The sequence below is a fragment of the Sulfuricaulis sp. genome, from assembly GCF_040901545.1.
In the GTDB taxonomy this organism is placed as follows: domain Bacteria; phylum Pseudomonadota; class Gammaproteobacteria; order Acidiferrobacterales; family Sulfurifustaceae; genus Sulfuricaulis.
Window position 1 is genome coordinate 95380 of record NZ_JBBDYL010000042.1, and the last position, 15276, is coordinate 110655.

At 55.3% G+C, this 15276-nt stretch carries 15 protein-coding genes; 8 read left to right on the plus strand and 7 right to left on the minus strand.

Annotated features, from left to right (window positions below; all coding sequences use genetic code 11):
- Position 1: 1 nt before the first annotated feature.
- Genes WD823_RS07710 through WD823_RS07725 form a run of 4 tightly spaced genes read left to right on the plus strand, consistent with a single transcriptional unit; the run spans position 2 to position 4173 of the window.
- Positions 2 to 223 carry a hypothetical protein gene (locus tag WD823_RS07710; protein WP_368428907.1) on the plus strand — a complete coding sequence of 74 codons (222 nt, stop codon included), beginning with the start codon at positions 2 to 4 and terminating at the stop codon, positions 221 to 223.
- The gene (locus WD823_RS07715; protein WP_368428908.1) at positions 220 to 1977 is read left to right on the plus strand and encodes a cache domain-containing protein; all 1758 of its coding nucleotides are present in this window, start codon (positions 220 to 222) and stop codon (positions 1975 to 1977) included. Before WD823_RS07710 ends, WD823_RS07715 begins: the two co-directional genes overlap by 4 nt.
- 2 nt (positions 1978 to 1979) lie before the next feature.
- Positions 1980 to 2417: a response regulator gene (locus WD823_RS07720; protein ID WP_368428909.1), complete on the plus strand. Its 438-nt coding sequence runs from the start codon at positions 1980 to 1982 to the stop codon at positions 2415 to 2417.
- A 34-nt stretch (positions 2418 to 2451) separates the two neighbouring features.
- On the plus strand, positions 2452 to 4173 hold the full coding sequence (locus WD823_RS07725) for a putative bifunctional diguanylate cyclase/phosphodiesterase (protein WP_368428910.1): 1722 nt from the start codon (positions 2452 to 2454) through the stop codon (positions 4171 to 4173).
- Here WD823_RS07725 and WD823_RS07730 read toward each other — a convergent pair.
- Positions 4170 to 5411 carry a DUF1015 domain-containing protein gene (locus WD823_RS07730; RefSeq protein WP_368428911.1) on the minus strand — a complete coding sequence of 414 codons (1242 nt, stop codon included), beginning with the start codon at positions 5409 to 5411 and terminating at the stop codon, positions 4170 to 4172. The genes WD823_RS07725 and WD823_RS07730 overlap by 4 nt on opposite strands.
- A gap of 147 nt (positions 5412 to 5558) precedes the next feature.
- Between WD823_RS07730 and WD823_RS07735 the strand changes: the two genes are divergently transcribed.
- Positions 5559 to 6605, plus strand: a complete 1047-nt coding sequence (locus tag WD823_RS07735; RefSeq protein WP_368428912.1) for an agmatine/peptidylarginine deiminase — start codon at positions 5559 to 5561, stop codon at positions 6603 to 6605.
- Between the two features lie 78 nt (positions 6606 to 6683).
- Here WD823_RS07735 and WD823_RS07740 read toward each other — a convergent pair whose 3' ends face one another.
- Positions 6684 to 7295 carry a Yip1 family protein gene (locus WD823_RS07740; protein WP_368428913.1) on the minus strand — a complete coding sequence of 204 codons (612 nt, stop codon included), beginning with the start codon at positions 7293 to 7295 and terminating at the stop codon, positions 6684 to 6686.
- Positions 7296 to 7436: 141 nt separating this feature from the next.
- Here WD823_RS07740 and WD823_RS07745 point away from each other — a divergent pair, with 141 nt between their 5' ends.
- Together WD823_RS07745 and WD823_RS07750 are read left to right on the plus strand one after the other, a co-directional pair.
- Positions 7437 to 8324: a carbon-nitrogen hydrolase gene (locus WD823_RS07745; protein WP_368428914.1), complete on the plus strand. Its 888-nt coding sequence runs from the start codon at positions 7437 to 7439 to the stop codon at positions 8322 to 8324.
- A gap of 67 nt (positions 8325 to 8391) precedes the next feature.
- A complete protein-coding gene (locus tag WD823_RS07750) occupies positions 8392 to 9645 on the plus strand; it encodes an RsmB/NOP family class I SAM-dependent RNA methyltransferase (protein ID WP_368428915.1) in 1254 nt (417 codons plus the stop codon).
- A 173-nt stretch (positions 9646 to 9818) separates the two neighbouring features.
- Here WD823_RS07750 and WD823_RS07755 read toward each other — a convergent pair whose 3' ends face one another.
- Both WD823_RS07755 and WD823_RS07760 read right to left on the minus strand, forming a co-directional pair.
- Complete coding sequence (locus WD823_RS07755; RefSeq protein WP_368428916.1) at positions 9819 to 10022, minus strand: cold-shock protein; 204 nt, start codon at positions 10020 to 10022, stop codon at positions 9819 to 9821.
- A 220-nt stretch (positions 10023 to 10242) separates the two neighbouring features.
- Entirely contained in the window at positions 10243 to 10608 is a 366-nt protein-coding gene (locus WD823_RS07760) for a peptide chain release factor-like protein (RefSeq protein ID WP_368428917.1), read from the minus strand.
- Positions 10609 to 10696: 88 nt separating this feature from the next.
- Here WD823_RS07760 and WD823_RS07765 point away from each other — a divergent pair, with 88 nt between their 5' ends.
- Positions 10697 to 11818, plus strand: a complete 1122-nt coding sequence (locus WD823_RS07765) for a 3-deoxy-7-phosphoheptulonate synthase (protein WP_368428918.1) — start codon at positions 10697 to 10699, stop codon at positions 11816 to 11818.
- Positions 11819 to 11877: 59 nt separating this feature from the next.
- Here the strand turns inward: WD823_RS07765 and WD823_RS07770 are convergent, their stop codons facing one another.
- The 3 genes from WD823_RS07770 to WD823_RS07780 form a co-directional block, all read right to left on the minus strand.
- Entirely contained in the window at positions 11878 to 12285 is a 408-nt protein-coding gene (locus tag WD823_RS07770) for a hypothetical protein (protein WP_368428919.1), read from the minus strand.
- Positions 12286 to 12344: 59 nt separating this feature from the next.
- Positions 12345 to 13628: a citrate synthase gene (locus WD823_RS07775; RefSeq protein WP_368428920.1), complete on the minus strand. Its 1284-nt coding sequence runs from the start codon at positions 13626 to 13628 to the stop codon at positions 12345 to 12347.
- A gap of 607 nt (positions 13629 to 14235) precedes the next feature.
- Entirely contained in the window at positions 14236 to 15156 is a 921-nt protein-coding gene (locus tag WD823_RS07780) for a hypothetical protein (RefSeq protein WP_368428921.1), read from the minus strand.
- Positions 15157 to 15276: the final 120 nt, after the last annotated feature.

Here is a 15276-nt window from a genome sequence, read left to right on the forward strand (position 1 = left end):
GATGACACCGGAAATGAAGCGAAAAATCGCGTTGACATTTTTCTTAGATACACCCGTATGTGATGTGATGCGCGACATGAGCGCCCGTCGGCGCAACCGGACCATGCCCACCGGGCACGCGCTCGGCATACCCACGGAAACCTTCAATCCCCTCTCAACCAGCCGGGCTCCCGCCGCCGGGAAAGGCTTTTTGTTTTCATCCACGATGGAAACTCCGGCATGACCGGCTTGGCAAAACTGCGCGACATGGGAGTATCGCTTATCGCGCTCGCCCCGATCCGCTGGGTGGCGCTGTTCCTCGTGTCGGCGGCGATTATCGCCACGGCGTCCAGCAGTTATCGCGAGATCGACAAGGAACTCACCACGGTGGCGCTGTTGCGCCGGGAAGCCGTCGCGCGGATCGCGGCAACCACGATGGCGGAGAAGTTCGGACGCGTCGTGGACGTCGCCATCTCTCTCGCCACTCGTGTCCGGTTCCGCGAACTCGTCAACCAGGAAAAGTGGGGCGAGGCGATCAAAATCATGCACGACATACCGCGGGATTTGCCGCACATCGAACGGCTGTTCCTCACCGATGCCAAGGGCACGCTCCAGGCGGACGTTCCGGCGTTGCCCGGCGTACGCGGCACCAATTTCGCGTACCGCGAATGGTATCAGGGAGTGAGCCGGGACTGGCAGCCCTATGTCTCGCCGGTATACACAAGAGCAGCTTCTCCACAAATCAACGTCTTCGCGGTTGCCGTGCCGGTCAAGAACGCAGGCGGCGTCGCGGGCATTCTGGTGCTGCAAATCCGGGTCGAGAGCCTGCTCGAATGGATCAACACCATCGACACCGGCCGCCAGGGCTTCGTCTATCTCGTCGACTCGAAGGGACAGGTGGCGTTCCACTCCAGACACCCGGACAGACCGGGAATCACCGACCTGTCGGGAACACCAATGGTGGACAAACTGCTGCGTGGAGAACATGGCGTGGAAACCGGGCTCGACCCGGTGGAAAACGAAGAAGCCATCGTGGCCTATGCGCCGGTGCCGGGCTACGGCTGGGGCGTCGTCTCGCAACAACCGCTCCATGCCTCGCTTGCCTTTGCCACGAAGGAAGCACAACTCCGCCGTCTGTTGACGGGCTATGGCTTCATCCTGGTGCTTTGCGTTCTGGCCATCTTCATGGCCTCGCGTATCGCCGGCGAACGCCGGCGGGCGGAGGACGATCGTCGGATGAAAGCCGAGCTCGAACGGCGCGTGGCTGAGCGGACCGCCCTGCTCGATGCCGCCAACAAGGAGCTCGAAGCCTTCAGCTATTCCGTATCGCATGACTTGCGCGCGCCGCTGCGCTCCATCGACGGTTTCGGCCAGGCTTTGCTCGAAGACTGCGCCAGTCGGCTGGACGATCAAGGCCGTCACTATCTGAACCGGATTCGCAGCTCCACCCAGCACATGGGACAACTCATCGACGACCTGCTCAAGCTGTCGCGCGCCACGCGCACGGAAATCCGCCGCGAGCCGGTGGACCTGACCCAATTGGCGCAGTCCGTAATCACCGGGCTGGAAATAGCTGAACCTGTCCGCAAAGTCGAGTGTCGCGTGCAGGCCGGCATGGTGGTGGATGGCGATCCACGCTTGCTGCGTATCGTCCTTGAGAATCTCATTGGCAACGCGTGGAAATTCACCAGCCGGACCGCGCAGGCACGGATCGATATGGCCTCGTTCCCGGATGGCGCGGACAACCGCGCCTATTACGTGCGCGACAACGGGGCGGGCTTCGACATGGCCTATGTCGACAAGTTGTTCGGGGTATTCCAGCGCCTGCACACCCCGGCCGAATTTCCCGGCACCGGGATCGGTTTGGCAACGGTACAACGCATCATCCACCGCCACGGCGGCCGCGCCTGGGCGGAGAGCGAGGAGGGCAAGGGGGCGAGTTTCTATTTCACCCTCGGCGCGTTTTCGCGGCCAACACCACAGGAGGAGCTATCATGAACATGAATGAACTGACCATATTATTGGTCGAAGACAATCCTGACGACGAGGAGCTGACCTTGCGTGCCCTGCGCCAAAATAACATCATGAACATGGTGGACGTTGCGCGCGACGGGGCGGAAGCGCTCGATTACCTGTTCTGCCAGGGCGCGCACAAGGCGCGCGACCCGTCGCAAAAACCGGCGATCGTCATGCTAGACCTCAAGCTGCCGAAGATTGACGGGTTGGAAGTCCTGCGGCGCATCCGTGCGGACGAGCGTACCCGCCTGATGCCGGTCGTGATCCTGACTTCGTCCAAGGAAGAACAGGACTTGCTCAAAAGCTACAGCCTGGGAGCCAACAGTTACATCCGCAAGCCGGTGGACTTCAACCAGTTTGTCACGACTGTCGGCCATCTCGGCCTTTACTGGCTGGTGCTGAACGAACCGCCGCCGAAATAACATGAAATTCATGCGTCCGAACGGGAGTCACGAGATGTCACGATCGCTGCACGCCTTAATTGTCGAGGACTCGGAGGACGACGCCCTGCTGCTCGTCCGGGAACTGCGCCAGGGCGGATACGAACCCACGTACGCCCGGGTCGAGACGCGCGAGGCCATGCGCGCTAAACTGAGGCAGAAGAACTGGGACATCATCTTCGCCGATTTCACCATGCCGCGGTTCGATGCCTTCGAGGCGTTGAAGCTGCTGCACGAAACCGACATCGACCTCCCCTTCATCATCGTCTCCGGCACCATTGGCGAGAACCGCGCGGTGACCGCCATGAAGGCCGGCGCGCACGACTATATCCTGAAAGGCAACCTGAAGCGGCTGGTGCCCGCGGTCGAGCGCGAGCTGCGCGAGGCGCGCATGCGTCAGGAACGCCGCCAGGCGGAAGCGGCCATCCATCACCTCGCCTACACCGACCCAGTCACCAACCTGCCGAACCGTGCCCTGTTCCGTGAACAGGTGCAACAGGCCGTGGAGACCGGTCAGCGGACGGGGCACCCCGTGGCGCTGCTGCTCATGGACCTCGAACGCTTTCGGGAGGTCAACAACACGCTCGGCCACCACCGCGGCGACCACCTGCTGCAACAGGTGGGGCAGCGCCTGCGCAGCGCGCTGTTCGATACCGACGTCGTCGCGCGACTCGGCGGCGACGAGTTCGGCATCCTGTTGCAGCGGCTGGCGGCAACCGACGACGTGCGACACGTCATCAAGAAGCTCCAGAACTGCCTGGAAGCGCCGTTCATCATTGACAGAATTCCGATCGCCGTCGAGGCCAGCGTCGGCGTGTCAATGATGCCCAACCACGCCGACGACGCGGACACGCTGCTGCAACGCGCGGACATCGCGATGTACCACGCCAAGCAGATGGCGACCGGCTATGCCGTCTACGCGCCGGAATACAATCGCCACAGTCCCGAGCGGCTCGGGCTCATGGCGGAGTTGCGCGACGCGATCGAGGGCGACCAGCTCCTGCTCCATTTCCAGCCGAAGGTGGAGATTGACACCGGCCGCATCGTCGGCACCGAAGCGCTGGTGCGCTGGCAGCACCCGAACTCTTTGGCGTTGCTCATGCCCGACAAATTTATCCTCGCTGCGGAGCAAACCGGGCTCATCGGCCCGCTGACCCGCTGGGTGCTGATCGACGCGCTGAGCCAGTGGCAGGGCGCGCGCCACCAGGGTATTCATCTGCTGGTGAGCGTGAACCTCTCGGCGCGCTTATTACACGACCCGCGGCTACCGGAATTAGTCGAGAATGCGCTCAAGACAACCGGCGCCGAACCGGAGCAGTTGATGCTGGAAATCACCGAGAGCGCCATCGTTCTCGACCCAAAACGCGCCGAGGAGACCCTTGTGGCGCTGAGCCGCATGGGCGTATCGCTGTCCATCGATGACTTCGGCACCGGCTACACCTCACTCGCCAGCATCAAGCGCCTGCCCGTCAACGAGATAAAAATAGACAAATCGTTCATTGCCGGTATCCTCACGGATGAAAAAGACGCGATGATCGTGCGCTCGGTGATCGAGCTCGGTCACAATCTCGGTCTCACCGTCGTCGCCGAAGGTGTGGAAACCAAGGAAGTGTACGATTTCCTTGCCTCACTTGACTGTGACGAAGCCCAAGGCTACTTCATATGCCGGCCGCAAGCTTGCGAATCGCTGACAAGCTGGTTCTCAGCTTCCCCCTGGAAAATCGTACCGACCGATTAATCCAGCAGGTGCGTCACCAATCCGTCGGCCAGCTTGGGTTCGAACCAGGTGGATTTGGGCGGCATCACCTGTCCGGCATCGGCGACCGCCATCAGATCCGTTATCGATGTGGGATAAAGCGAAAAAGCGCAAGCCATCTCTCCGAAATCCACCCGCCGCTCAAGTTCCTTCAGCCCCCGAATTCCACCCACGAAATCGACACGCTGGTCGCCCCGTTGATCCTTGATGCCGAGCAACGGTGACAACAGATTATCTTGCAGCAGACTCACATCGAGCCGTTTCACCGGATCGTGCGCCGGAATGAATTCGGGCTTGATGTCCAAGCGATACCACCGGTTTTCCAGATAAAGCCCGAACTCACCGGCACGCACGGGTGTTACCGCAAATGTTTCCCGCTTTACAGTGAAAGTTGATTCTAATCTCTCGATAAATTCATTCTGAGACAGACCGTTCAAGTCCTTCACGACGCGGTTATAATCCAGGATTTTCACCTGGTCGTCGGGAAAGATCACGACCAGAAAATAATTGTAGGCCTCATCTCCGTGATGCTTCGGATTGGCGGCACGCCGGGAAGCGGCCACACGGGACGCCGCGGCGGAACGATGATGCCCATCGGCAATATATAAATTCTCCATCCCCTCGAATGCCGCGCTGATGGCATTCCGCTTCCGGGAGTCGCGCATTATCCACAATGTATGTTGCACACCGTCATCGGCAGTGATATTCACATCCGGTGCTTGACGCATGACGCTTTCAACGATCGTGTCCACCGTGGCGCGGTGCCTGTACGTCAAGAAAACGGGTCCGGTCTGCGCGTTAATTGCGGCAATTTGACGTACGCGGTCGTCTTCCTTGTCCGGATGGGTGAATTCATGTTTATGGATGCGATTGACATCGTAATCATGGATCGAAGCCGCGGCCACGATTCCGGTCTGATAATGCGTTCCCATTATCAGGCGATAGACATAATAGTAAGCATCGGCATCGCGCTGTAGTATTCCCTCCTTGATCATCCTGGAAAAATTTTCCTTTCCCTTGGCATACACGGCATCCACATAAGGATCGGCGCCTTCCGGCAGATCAATTTCGGGTTTTGAGACATGCAAAAAACTCCATGGATTTCCGCTGGCACGTATGCGCGCCTCGGTGGAGCTCAACACGTCATACGGTGGCGCAATCACTTCGGCGGCACGGCCGGAAGCGGGGCGCAAACCGGCAAACGGTCGTATCAATGGCATCTCAGCTCCTGTAAAGAAAAAAAGAGCCGCACATTCAAAACTACTTAACATTAGAAATCAAATTGTTTAACGAGAAGCATGTGTGGCGCAGCCCGGGGCGCTGGGCTAGCATACGCGCCGGTTTATTATTCCTGCGAATGTCTGTCGATGTCGAAAACTTGCCGGAACTATCTCCCTCCTGAATGGGCGCCGCAAAGCGGTGTGATGTTGACCTGGCCGCATTCCCATGGCGATTGGGCCGGCCAATTGCACCTGGTTGAGCCGGTATTTGTCGAGATCGCGCATCAGATCGGTCGCCGAGAAAAAGTACTGATCAGCTGTTATGACGGCACGCACTGCCAGCACGTTGCCAATTTACTGGTCAGAGGCGGTGTCGACATGGCGCGCGTTCTCCTGCGTATTGCGCCGTCAAACGATTCTTGGGCGCGTGACCACGGGCCACTCACGGTTGTTTGCCAAAATGAACCGCTGATGCTCGATTTCGGTTTCAACGGCTGGGGCGGCAAGTACGGATACCTGCTCGACGATGAGCTCACGCGCAGGCTGAATGTCATGGATACTTTCGGAGCGACACCGCTGCAAACCGTGAAACTCATACTTGAAGGCGGTTCAATCGAGGTGGATGGATCGGGTACCCTGCTGACTACCAAACGTTGCCTGCTCGCCCCCACGCGCAATCCGGGATATTCCCGTGAAAAACTGGAAAAAGAACTGAAAGAGCTGCTGGGTATCGGTCGCGTTCTGTGGTTGGGTCACGGTTATCTGGCGGGAGACGACACCGACAGTCACATAGACGCGCTCGCGCGCTATTGCGACCCCCATACCATCGCCTACGTGGAATGCCATGATCCTGAAGACGAACATTATCCGGAAATGAAAGCCATGGAAGCAGAATTGAAAAATTTCCGGGCAGCTGACGGCCAACCTTACCGTCTTATGCCCTTACCCTGGCCTCGCGCCAAACTCGACGACGACGGAAACCGCTTGCCCGCGACTTACGCGAATTTTCTCATTATCAATGGGGCAGTGCTGGTTCCCACGTACGATGATCCCGCTGACGAGGCGGCACTGGAGCGGCTTAAGCAGTGTTTTCCCGACCGCGAAATCGTCGCCATTAACTGCCTGCCGCTCATTCATCAGTTTGGCAGCCTGCACTGTGTCACCATGCAACTCCCGCTCGGCACGCTACCTTAGCTAGCGACAAGCGCGGTGTGACCGCCGCGTTTTGATCGCTGGTCGTGAGACAACGTCAGTCAAGCATGATTTATCCGACTATTTTCCGGGTATTGCTCCCGGCATCGGTAGATCGATGGTTGGCATCGGGAGCAGCATGGCGGTGATCGCCGCCATGACGACAAATATCACGATGGCACAAATAATCACTACCACGGTATACGTGAGCCCCTTCTCTTGGGGTGCCTGCATGAGAACCGGGAGTCCCCGGTACAGCAGATAGAAACTGTACAACCCGAATAATCCTAGAATGGCAAGTCCGGGTACCAGAGAAAAAACTCCCACCACCCATGCGGCGGTGCTGGAATAGGCGGTTACTTTCAGTGCCTGGTCCATATTCTTCTGCCCGGAAAATGCCGGTGCGAGGCCATCCACGATCAGGGCAAGGATATAAACACCAGCCAGAGACAAGACAAAAGACAGAATTCCGTGCGTCAAGACAGAAAGAAAGGGTAAGCGGATGGTGCCTGCCAGCGGAATGTTCATCCCGAATACGGACATGCCGATGACGCCGCACACGGGCCCGATCAACGCGAGTGGAATGATATAACCGGTATACAACCCGCCGACCGTGATCGTTTCCTTGTCGATTACCCCCCATTCCTCGCCTGGACGAAATAGAATATTTTTTACCCGTTCGAAGATATTCATGTTTTTTTCCTCGTTTATCATTTGTAATTGGAATCAGCAGCGGGAATATTGCATTAGAAACCTTTCTTTTGAAAGCGGCTATCACGCCTGAATACAAAATACTTGCTAATCAGGTTCTTTCGGGCATGTTACTATTGGTGAATGATTTCAAACCTTAAAATCGGCTTGGTCCAGCAATCTTGCTCCGAACACCGTGACAACAACCTGACTGCCTCGCTGACCGGAATCCGCGAAGCAGCGCGACTTGGCGCACAACTGGTACTCCTGCAGGAGCTGCATACCGGGGTCTATTTCTGCCAAACCGAAGACACCGGGCGTTTTGACCAGTCTGAATCCATTCCGGGTCCTACGACTGACGCTTTGGCAAAAATCGCCAAAGAACTGTCCATGGTAGTCGTCGGGTCGGTATTTGAGCGACGGGCACCGGGTGTACACCATAACACCGCTGTTGTCCTGGATGCCGATGGAACCTTGAAAGGGCGGTACCGTAAAATGCATATACCGGATGATCCCGGTTACTGCGAAAAATTCTATTTCACCCCGGGCGATCAGGGTTTCCTGCCCATCGGTACGTCTGTTGGAATGCTCGGAGTGCTGGTCTGCTGGGACCAGTGGTATCCAGAAGCGGCGCGTTTGATGGCGATGCATGGAGCGGAATTATTGCTGTATCCAACCGCCATCGGTTGGGATCCACGCGATAACGATTTGGAAAAAAATCATCAGCGCGAAGCCTGGATTACCATCCAGCGCGCCCATGCCATCGCTAATGGCCTGCCGCTTATCACGTGCAATCGCACCGGCTTTGAACCCGATCCTTCCGGACATTCCCCGGGAATACAATTCTGGGGCTCGAGTTTCATTGCCGGTCCGCAGGGAGAATTCCTGGCCCAGGCCTCGATAGACAAACCTGAAATACTGGTCGCGAATATCAGCCGACAACGTTCCGAGGACATCCGCCGCACCTGGCCCTTTTTCCGCGACCGGCGCATTGATGCCTACCAGGACTTGCTCAAACGTTACGGAAAATAAATCCGTCCAAAAGTTAAGCGCCTAACGCTTCTCAACTTCGCTCTCGGTACCAGATTAACCTTAACGAATGCCTAAGCCCATCCTGATCAGATCCGCTGCGGAACTGCTCGAAAGCATTCTCGCCGGAAATATGCCCGCCGATCGGAAAATGGACAGCTATTTCCGCATGCACCGGAACATGGGTGTGCGTGATCGGGGTTTTGTTGCCGAAACGGTTTATGGTTGCCTGCGCGAGCGGCGCCTGCTTGAACACGTCGCCGCCGGTTCCTTTGCGCTGGACCTGGTGGCTGCCTACCTGTTGGCACACAGCTACAGCGCCCGGGCGCTTGAAGAATCGGGATTCCGGGGTAACGCCCGCGAAATGGCCGAGCGTCTACGTGCACTCGACAAAAATAAATTGCCCTTTGTTGTGCAGGGAAATTTCCCCGATTGGTTGGCAGAACGACTGCTCGCTCAATTCAGTGAATCCGAAGCGCTGTCCTTGGCTCACGCCCTGAATCAGCCAGCACCGATCGATATCCGTGTCAATACACTCAAGGCGGAACGGGAGAAAGTCCGGGAATACTTGGCGCGTGACGGTTTCATATTCGAGCCAACGCCTTATTCGCCTGTCGGTCTGCGTCGCCAAGACCGAACTCCGCTATTTCATACGAAAAGCTTCAAGGACGGCTTATTCGAGGTTCAGGATGAAGGAAGCCAACTGGTATCGATGCTGCTGGAACCGATGCGGCAAGACATGGTCGTTGATTTCTGCGCCGGTTCAGGCGGTAAAACCCTGCATCTCGGCGCACTCATGGCCAACCGGGGCAGCGTGTATGCCTTCGAGATTTCGCCAAAACGACTTGAAAAACTAAAGCCGCGGCTCAAACGCTCCGGGCTCAACAACGTGCGTACCGTTGTTATCAGCCATGAACGGGACGCGCGTGTACAGCGGTTGAAGTCAAAAATCGATCGCGTGCTTGTGGATGTCCCGTGTTCGGGCACCGGAACATTACGGCGCAATCCGGATATCAAGTGGCGTGAAATTAATTTGCCGGAGCTTACTGAAAAACAGAAAAGGATCCTTGCGGCGGCGGCCGAACTTGTTAAGCCCGGCGGCAGGCTGGTATACGCCACATGCAGCCTGCTACACGAGGAAAACGACGAGATCGTCGACGGGTTCCTGACAACGCATCCCGAGTTCCGTATTTTACCGGTGGGAGAGATTCTGTCTCGGCGACATATACCGCTGGCTGCGGATGGCCCGGCGTTGCGGCTTTACCCGCATCAGCAACAAACCGACGGTTTTTATGCCATGGCACTGGAGCGGAATCCTGAATAACGGTTGCCAGTGGCGTGATCGGTAAACAACCGATGCGAGCTATCGTTCAACTCAAAATCCAAAGTGGCCTTTGGGAGAATTGCATCGCACCCAACTCAGGTAGATGCACCTGAAAATAAAGAGCCCCGTGTAAGACGGGGCCAGGAGAATTTTATAGCGTTTATCTAAAACAATCAGCGGGGAACAACGCGTGTGGCCTGTTTGCCTTTCGGTCCTTGAGTATGTTCAAACTCAACTTGCTGTCCTTCGTTCAGGCTCTTGTAACCATCCCCTTCTATGGTGGAAAAATGAACAAATACATCTTCACTTCCGTCGCTTGGGGTAATAAAACCATAACCCTTTGCGTTATTGAACCACTTCACAGTACCCGTCTGCATACATACCTCTTTTTTTAAGATAGCCAATACCGCTCTCGCCTAAACGTCCTGGTTTGAGCGCGGAAACATCCTACGTGAACTTTCCCGTCAAAACAATGCTGATATGGGTGAAAACACGCGCAGAATGGATAGAATGGAGGGTAATCTTGGGGTAAACGGGTAAGTCAGTCAGCCATAATATTGTTTTTATCCAAGACCGAAGTGCATTCAACAAACAATACTAATCTTCATGCCTCCTTGCCCTTTGTCGCTTCAGGGCGGCACGGTGCTTCTTGGAGGCCAGCCGTCGTTCCACCGAAGCCCGGCTGACACGGGTAGCCTTGCGTGGCTTGGGAACACGATTGAGCAAGCGCAATTTTTCGATAAGCCGCCTGAACGCGATTTCACGGTTCCGGATTTGTGAGCGGTTTTCCGTGGCCGTTACCACCACGCCCGAAGGCAGATGCGTCAACCGCACCGCGGACTCGGTGCGATTGACATGCTGTCCACCGGGACCGGAAGCGCGGTATGTATCCAGACGTACCTCCCGAGCCAAATGGTCGCGATCGAGCTTATAGGGTGGAGGTATGCTGGCTTGCCGCCTCATGACTGTTTAATTTTAACACCGTGAACGACGTTTTAATTGCTAAAATGCACCGACAATAGCCGAAGCGGCATAAGCAAGGAAAAGCATCATGATCGTTATTCTTAAACCTGACATGGGCGAATCGAACCCCGAATACCGGCACATTCTTGATTACCTGGCGAACAAACCGAACATCAAAACACGAGTTCATCAGGAGATCGGAACACTACAAACGCTCACGGAAATCTATCTGATCGGGGACACGGCATCCCTCGATAAAACCGAGATAGAAAGCCTGGCCGGAGTAGATCGCGTGGTACGCGTCTCGGAAGAATATCGCATTTTGGGTCGTCATCGCGACGAAAAACGACAGACCGGTTTTGAATACAATGGAGTGAAATTTACCCAGGATAACCTTATCGTTTTTGCCGGACTGTGCGCCGTCGACACGCCGCAACACGTCGAGATGATGCTGAAGGCACTTCGTGACTATGGTCAAGTCTGTACCCGGATGGGTGCTTATAAACCACGCACTAACCCGTATTCCTTTCAAGGGCATGGAAAAAAATGTTTACCCTGGGTCTTCGATCTTGCCGGTAAATACGGAATCAAGGTTATCGCCATGGAGATTACCCACGATTCCCATCTCGATGAAATTCACGCGGCATTGGAGCAGGCCGGTAAACCCACCGGCGTCATGATTCAGATCGGCACACGCAATACGCAGAATTTCGAGCTGCTCAAAATTGTCGGGCGGCAGCGCGAATTTCCGGCATTACTGAAGCGCGGATTCGGAATTACACTTGAAGAATCTTTGAATGCCGCCGAGTATCTCGCCAGTGAAGGAAACCGGAATATCGTTTTCGGTCTTCGTGGCATGAAGACCAATATGGGCGATCCGCACCGCAATTTCGTGGATTTCTCGCATGTACCCGTAATCAAGCGTCTCACGCGCATGCCGGTGTGCATAGATCCTTCACACTCCGTCGGAACGCGTGACGCTGCCCCGGATGGAATACTGGACATATTTCATGTAACGGCTCAGGGTGTTATTGCGGGTGCCGACATGGTACTCGTTGATTTCCATCCGGAACCGGCCACGGCTTTGGTGGATGGTCCCCAGGCACTGCGACTCGAAGAACTGCCTTACTTCCTGGAGGATGTGGCGATCGCGCGTGAAGCCTATGAAAAGCGATGCGCCCTCTCAAAGAAAGCCATCGGGAAAGATTAGAACGTGATTGTTGCCGGCTGCGAATTTATATCCGTCGCGTCAAATCAGTGTCAAGTCGATCAATACGCCACGCCGTAAACGACATCAAAAATGACGCGCGACTTCCTGTCCATCAGGACGATATCCCGGCCGACCCTCACACGCACGTAGGTCGATGGAAATTTTCGCAGTTCCTTCTCCAGTTCATACGGCAAGGGTTCGCCTTGAAGTCCGGGCGGCAACTCGTCACGCTTGGCCAAGCCAGGCGGAAGATTGCCATTGCGCTTGGCCAGTCCCGGCGGCATTCCTTTCTGCCGTCGGGAGTTGTTCTTGTAAAAACTCTCGATGACGGCGCGGTCACGGCTGTCGATGCGAACATTGACAACACCGCTATCGTCCCTGATCACGACCTGTCCGGATGTTGCCGAATAAGAGGCGCAACCACCCAGCATCAAACCCGCCATGAAAACGAATACGGATCTGTACATCGGGATACTCCTTGGGTTCAGTTAACCCAAGTATAGATTATCCTCCGTCAGAACCAGATTTATTTCTTGGCGGGATAATGCCTCAGCGGCTTGCCGACGTATAGCTGTCGCGGCCGGTCGATGCCGTGGGATTCCTCCTGCAGTTCAAGCCAATGACTGACCCAGCCGGCCGTGCGCGCGAGAGCGAATACCGCGGTAAACATGTTCACCGGGAAACCCATGGCGCGCAGCATGATTCCGGAATAGAAATCCACATTCGGATAAAGTTTCCGCTCGATGAAGTACTCGTCTTTGATAGCAATTTCCTCGAGGCGAATGGCGATCTCGAGCATTGGATCATCCTTACCGAGATGTGCCAGAACTTTTTTTGCCTGCTCCTGAATAACACGCGAGCGTGGATCGAAATTCTTGTAGATGCGGTGGCCGAAACCCATCAGGCGGAAGGAATCGTTTTTATCCTTTGCCCGGGTGACAGCTTTGGGAATATTTTCAACTGTGCCGATATCATTTAGCATCTTTAATACGGCTTCATTTGCGCCACCGTGTGCCGGGCCCCAAAGCGAAGCAATTCCAGCCGCTATGCAGGCGAAAGGATTCGCGCCGCTGGAAGCCGCCAGGCGTACGGTCGAAGTAGACGCGTTTTGTTCATGGTCTGCATGCAGAATAAGAATAACGTCGAACGCCCGCGCCAGTACCGGATCAACGGTATATTCCATTACGGGGGAACCGAACATCATTTGCAGGAAATTCGAGGCATAATCGAGTTTGTTATTCGGATAGCGCTGCGGGCGCCCGATGGAATAGGTATAGCTGGCCGCGGCAATCATCGGCATCTTTCCAATCAGCCGCACGGCCGCAAGGTAGCGGCTGTCGGCATCGCTGATATCCATGACGTCGTGATAAAAAGCCGAAAGCGCCCCCACGACACCGACCATTATCGCCATGGGATGCGCATCTCGACGGAAACCGCGATAAAAAGTCATGATCTGTTCATGCAGCAGATTGTGCTGGTGCAGGAGATCCTGAAATTCTTTCAATGATTTTGCATCCGGCAATTCTCCACGCATCAGGAGATAGGCCACTTCGATAAAATTGGAAGAATCCGCCAGCTCCTCGATGGGATAACCGCGGTATAACAACACACCATTGTCACCGTCTACGAAAGTGATAGCGCTTTTACACGAGGCTGTGGAGCGGAAACCGGGGTCAAAAGCCAGCAAACTGTGGCGCGAATACAGAGTTTGGATATCCACGGCGCTGGGACCCAGATTTCCATCGAGTACCGGCAGACTGTTATCATTGGATACGTCTGAGATCACGGCATTGATATATTTAAGTGTCATGATTTCTACTCGCTTAATTTATGAAAAATCTTCGGGTTAACCATCTGTCATCTGGCAGTCAATCATCTTGTCAAATCTGTCCTGTCATGTCATCAGGACCTTTCGCAAATCCACTGAAGTACTGACTCCTGCAAGGTTTCGCCTGTCATGGTTTCCGCCCTTGGGTGATTATACAGGCATACAACGACTCCGCTTCTTCCCGGATGATCATGCACGATGCCCGCGAACGTACGTACATCACGCAGGCTCCCGTTTTAAGATGCACACGGCCTTCAAAAGAAGTATTATTGAAGCGTTTACGCAACGTTCCGCACAGCGATGATGGGGAGCGGTGATACGGACTTCGGCATGAAGGGTCGGAGCCAGGCGGTAAGCAACAGCTCCCCCATGGGGCGCGCGGAGATGGGTTCTTTGCGCGACAGTCCGGTCTCGGTTCGCGAGAAAAATAACCTTGATCGAGGACAAGATCGCCGCTGGCACTTGTCAGTCCCTCGGCGCGCAGCATGCGCAGATATGCGATACGGTGGCGCCACCGTATCCGGCCGGCAGCCAACACACGCCCAAAAGAAATAGCGTGATGGCTTTTCGTCTCAACACCGAAACCGAATCATCCATTTTTTTTCCACCAATTGGCAATTACTTCCCCGACCCGCGGATTTACGAGATAACCGTAGGAACGGTGCACGTTAAGACCCTGATCGTTTCGGAAATAATTGAAAATACCCTCGTGGATGTCGGTTATGGACGTGACAAGGCCCAGATCGAGCATTTCCCGGTAATCATCACGCAAGATCGGATCGAGCGCCGTCAGATCCCCCTGAGAGGCCAGATTGACCCAATGTCGGATGTTGTGAGGATAGCGTTTCAACCCTGTTGCTTTCGCGCCCCGCAAACGTTCTTGCGTGAATTTCATCCCCAGAGGGCTGCCAAGTGTCAGAAACAGATCGATATAACCTGAGATTTTCTCAAAATGCGACATCTCCCATAAAGCATCATATGCGATGACAGAACCCATGCTGTGACCAATAAGAAGAATTCGCTCGCCGTTGGCAAACATCTGGCGCAGGGGAACCTTGAGGATTTCGCGCACTTGTTCGCCGATTCCGCCTTCATTACTGAAATAACGGGCGGTTTCCTGAATCGTGCTCTTGACCGCCGGGTCCGGCAGCAGCGGAATTAGAAAATTAAACAGGTCCGCCAAGGTATAAAGCAGCCAGGCAAACCGCTGCCGGATTGACACAGCTTTCCGCACATCTTCCTTCGCAGGACCTGACTGCTTCAGCAGCGCTTCAATCCACGGCAGATCCTCTTCCACCGGTTTGTAGCTCCGATAATAAAGCCGGTTCCATGCCATAAGCATGAAAGTATCAGACTCTTTCTCGATAGCTTGGGCCACGGAGGGATCAGCTTGCTCGACGCCCCGCAGCAGGCAACGCAGCAGCAGCCGGCTATGATTTTCCGGCGCTGGCTTGGGATTTTTCCCGGGGACAAAGATGATGCGGTTGGCCATTTCCAGGAGGTAACTCACGGACACGTCGGGCTAACTATAATCCGCATAACCGTCAAGATACCAGACGCGCCAGGATAGGATACTTAGAACCTATCTTGCTCTGTTGAAAACCTAACCAAACCTGCTATTCCAATGCTA